Below are 4006 nucleotides of genomic sequence, written 5' to 3' on the forward strand. Positions count from 1 at the left end.
GGATGCGGGTCACACTTGGAAGCAGCAGGCAGGCTTCGTTGGCAATGGTGCTTTGCTCCACTTCGCCAAGCTCATCCAGCACACGCAGGATCCGCCATTTCTGCTCGGTTATCTGGATGCCTTGCAGCATGTCCCTGATCGGAGCCATGACGGTTTCACGGGCACGCAGCAGAGCAATAGGAAGGGACCGGGCGGTGCTTTTGGTGTGGCTTTGAATGGTCATGCGGCCTTCTAGAATGGTGTTGCGGAAATTGCAAAGGTTAACAAAGCAATCTCTTGACAAGACATACAGCAAAAACTAAACATGTTAAGTATTAGAGGAGGAATCATGCCGCATTTCCACGTCGAATATTCGGGAAACCTGGACGACAAGATCGACATGGGTGGCCTGTGCGAATGCATAAGGGCAACAGCTGCCGGGATCGACACCTTTCCGATGCCGGGCATTCGCGTGCGAGCGACTCGGGTGGACCATTATGCCATTGCGGATGGCGATCCGACGCACGGGTTTGTCGATATCTCGATCCGGCTGCGTGCTGGGCGCGCAAAAGACGTAAAGTTAGACGCGACACAACGCGTATTTGATGCGGTCAAAGCCTATTTGGCACCCGCCCTTTCGCAACATTCCATCGCTTTGTCGCTTGAGATGCGTGACATCGACCCCGAGCTCTCGCCCAAGACAGGCACGATCCGCGACCATCTGAACGCGACCACGCAGGAGACCTGAAACATGAGTGCGCTGGATACGAACATCGAAAAACTGACAGGCTTTCTGGCCCGGTTCAGAGAAACCGGCATCCGCAATCGTATTGCCGGTGAGGATCGGGACGGGTCTGCGGGAGTGTTCCAATCCACTTCGCCAGTCGACAAATCTGTGATCTGCGATGTTGCTCATGGCACCGCAGCTGACATCGACGCGGCCGCCAAGGCCGCCCATGCGGCCTTTGCTGAATGGCGGGACATGCCTGCCACCGAACGGCGCCGCATCTTGTTGCGTGTTGCAGATGCCATCGAAGCCCGAGCCGAGGAAATCGCGCTGTGTGAATGCTGGGACACGGGCCAGACGCTGCGCTTCATGTCCAAAGCCGCGTTGCGGGGGGCTGAGAATTTTCGGTATTTTGCCGACCAAGTGGTTCAGGCGCGCGACGGGCAACACCTGAAATCCCCGACGCTGATGAACGTCACTACGCGCGTTCCAATTGGACCGGTTGGCGTGATTACTCCATGGAACACTCCGTTCATGCTGTCGACATGGAAAATCGCACCTGCTCTGGCTGCAGGCTGCACGGTGGTTCATAAGCCCGCAGAGGATTCTCCGCTGACGGCCCGCCTGCTGGTGGAGATTGCCGAAGAGGCCGGACTGCCCAAAGGGGTGCTGAACACCGTCAATGGCTTTGGTCCCGATGCTGGCAAAGCCCTTTGTGAACACGAGCTGATCAAAGCGATTGCTTTTGTTGGCGAAAGCCGCACTGGAAGCATGATCGTCAAACAGGGTGCAGACACGCACAAGCGCAACCATCTGGAGCTGGGTGGAAAAAACCCTGTGATCGTGTTCGATGACGCAGATCTGGACCGCGCCCTGGATGCGGTGATCTTCATGATCTATTCGATCAACGGCGAGCGCTGTACCTCATCTTCGCGTTTGTTGGTGCAGGATACGATCAAGGAAGAGTTCGAGGCGAAGCTTGTCGAACGTGTGAACAACATCAAGGTGGGCCACCCGCTGGACCCCGCGACCGAGATTGGCCCGCTTGTGACCGAGGAGCATTACAACAAGGTCACCAGTTATTTCGACATTGCCAAACAGGATGGTGCAACCATCGCCGCCGGTGGGGTCAAGGTGGGGGACAAAGGCTACTTTGTACGCCCGACTTTGTTCACCAACGCCACCAACCAGATGCGCATCGCACGCGAGGAAATCTTTGGCCCTGTTCTGACCTCGATCCCCTTTGAGACCGAGGACGAGGCGCTTCAGATCGCAAACGACACGCCTTATGGCCTGACAGGCTATGTCTGGACCAACGACCTGACCCGCGCCTTGCGCTTTACAGACAAGCTGGAGGCTGGGATGATCTGGGTAAACTCGGAAAACGTGCGTCACCTGCCCACACCGTTTGGTGGGGTCAAAGCGTCCGGCATTGGACGGGACGGCGGGGATTGGAGCTTTGAGTTCTATATGGAACAAAAGCACATCGGTTTTGCCACCGGCCAGCACAAGATCATGCAATTGGGGAAGTAAACCCCTCAGGTGATCCCGAAACGGGGCCACCAGCACGCATCAGGAGGAACCGCCATGGGAAAGATTGTACAGGCTGCAAAGATCACACATGTGCCCAGCATCTGGATGTCCCATACCATGCCGAAATACAAAGGTATCCGGCAATCTGCGATTGATGGGTATGCCCGCCTGCGTCAGGACGCGATAGACCGCGAGGTCGAGACGTTCATCGTGTTCGATACCCATTGGATCACCAATCAGGGATTTCACCTGAACACCAAAGAACACCATAAGGGGCGTTTCATCAGCCATGAACTGCCGCATATGTTGGCAGATATGGAGTTCGACTACCGTGGCGACCATGAGCTTGGAGAAACGATCCTTGACGTTCTGCGCGAGCGTGGAGAGCGGGCGCTGGGCCATTCGCACCCGGATATGGGCATGGAATACGGCACTCTGCTGCCCATGCATTTCATCAACGAAGGGGTGAACGCGCGGGTCTTGCCCGTGGCGGTCAATCAATTCTCTTCAATTGCGGAAAACCGGGTCTGGGGTGAGGCCATTGCCGAAGGCATCCGGCGTTCTGACCGCAATGTGTCTGTTTTGGCATCAGGGTCTCTGAGTCATGATTTCACGCCGAATGAACGCTCGGTCGAAGGGCTGAACGCGGTGAATGGTGAATTCAACCGACAGATGGACATGCGCGTGCTGGAACTTTGGGAAGAGGGCCGGTTTGAAGAGTTCCTTGAAATGTTGCCCGACTACGCCAAGAAATGCACCGGAGAGTGCGCCATGAACGACACCGCCTTGTTGTTTGGTGCGCTGGGATGGGGCAGCTACAAGGGCAAGATTGACATTTACACCCCATACTTTGGCAGCTCTGGCACGGGTCAGGCAAATGTCAGCTTTTCGGTCTGACATAGGGCATCGGGGATTGCCTCATTAGATTGAAACATATCGGTTTGTTATGACCGCGTATCTCGCGGGGCGAGCGGGTTGAGTTTTCTGCGACAACAAAAGGCTAATGCATGGATTGGGACACGTTTTCGCATTGGGGCCAGCACATTTCAAAATGGGCGGCAGACTACCATAAGACACTTGCGGAACGCCCCGTGCGCGCGCAGACCGCACCAGGTGAAATTGCAGCCCAGCTAGTGGCAACCCCACCCGAGGCGGGGGAGCCGATGGATGCCATCATGGCCGATTTCGAACGGATCGTGATGCCGGGCATGACCCATTGGCAGCACCCACGCTTCTTTGCCTATTTTCCGGCCAACGCCGCGCCCCCGTCGATGCTGGCTGAGATGCTCGTCACGACAATTGCTGCGCAATGTATGTTGTGGCAAACCTCGCCAGCCGCGACCGAGGTCGAAGGCGTCATGGTCGACTGGTTGCGTCAGGCCCTTGGACTGCCCGAAGGTATGACCGGGGTTATTCAGGACAGCGCCTCGTCCGCCACATTGTCGGCGGTTCTGACGATGCGGGAACGGGCCACGGGCTTTACCGGCAACCGCGAAGGTCTGAACGCCAAGGGTGCACTTCGGATCTATTGCTCGGATCAAGTGCATTCGTCCATCGACAGGGCTTGCTGGGTCGCGGGGATTGGACAGGACAATCTGATCAAGCTACCCACGCAGGGGACCAGCTTTTCAATTGATGCCTCTGCGCTTGAGGCTGCTATTCAACGCGATCTGGCCGCCGGGCATCTCCCCGCTGGTATCATTGCGATCACAGGTGGAACCGGCGTTGGGGCCTGCGATGACTTGGTGGCCGTGGCAGACATCGCGC

Annotated in this window: 4 protein-coding genes and 1 pseudogene; 4 read left to right on the plus strand and 1 reads right to left on the minus strand. The window is 56.8% G+C overall.

Annotated features, from left to right (window positions below; all coding sequences use genetic code 11):
* Positions 1-223 (minus strand): annotated as a pseudogene (locus AC2FNU_RS24205) (MarR family transcriptional regulator); the annotation flags it as partial.
* 105 nt (positions 224-328) lie between these two features.
* On the opposite strand from AC2FNU_RS24205, the gene AC2FNU_RS24210 reads away from it, so the two are divergent.
* The 4 genes from AC2FNU_RS24210 to AC2FNU_RS24225 form a co-directional block, all read left to right on the plus strand.
* Positions 329-727, plus strand: a complete 399-nt coding sequence (locus AC2FNU_RS24210) for a 5-carboxymethyl-2-hydroxymuconate Delta-isomerase (RefSeq protein WP_496793929.1) — start codon at positions 329-331, stop codon at positions 725-727.
* A 3-nt stretch (positions 728-730) separates the two neighbouring features.
* Positions 731-2239 (plus strand): 5-carboxymethyl-2-hydroxymuconate semialdehyde dehydrogenase, encoded by a 1509-nt coding sequence (hpaE, locus tag AC2FNU_RS24215; protein ID WP_496793934.1) that lies wholly within the window; start codon positions 731-733, stop codon positions 2237-2239.
* 54 nt (positions 2240-2293) lie between these two features.
* The gene (gene hpaD, locus AC2FNU_RS24220) at positions 2294-3136 is read left to right on the plus strand and encodes a 3,4-dihydroxyphenylacetate 2,3-dioxygenase (RefSeq protein WP_496793938.1); all 843 of its coding nucleotides are present in this window, start codon (positions 2294-2296) and stop codon (positions 3134-3136) included.
* Positions 3137-3246: 110 nt separating this feature from the next.
* Positions 3247-4006: pyridoxal phosphate-dependent decarboxylase family protein (locus AC2FNU_RS24225; RefSeq protein ID WP_496793942.1), on the plus strand; the 760-nt coding region annotated here is incomplete at its 3' end.

The organism is Ruegeria sp. BHSB064, from assembly GCF_059613205.1.

Excerpts from the sequence above, each read along its gene's own strand:
- AC2FNU_RS24210 (WP_496793929.1), top strand. The coding sequence starts at position 329 with ATGCCGCATTTCCACGTCGAATATTCGGGAAACCTGGACGACAAGATC.
- hpaE (WP_496793934.1), top strand. The coding sequence starts at position 731 with ATGAGTGCGCTGGATACGAACATCGAAAAACTGACAGGCTTTCTGGCC.
- hpaD (WP_496793938.1), top strand. The coding sequence starts at position 2,294 with ATGGGAAAGATTGTACAGGCTGCAAAGATCACACATGTGCCCAGCATC.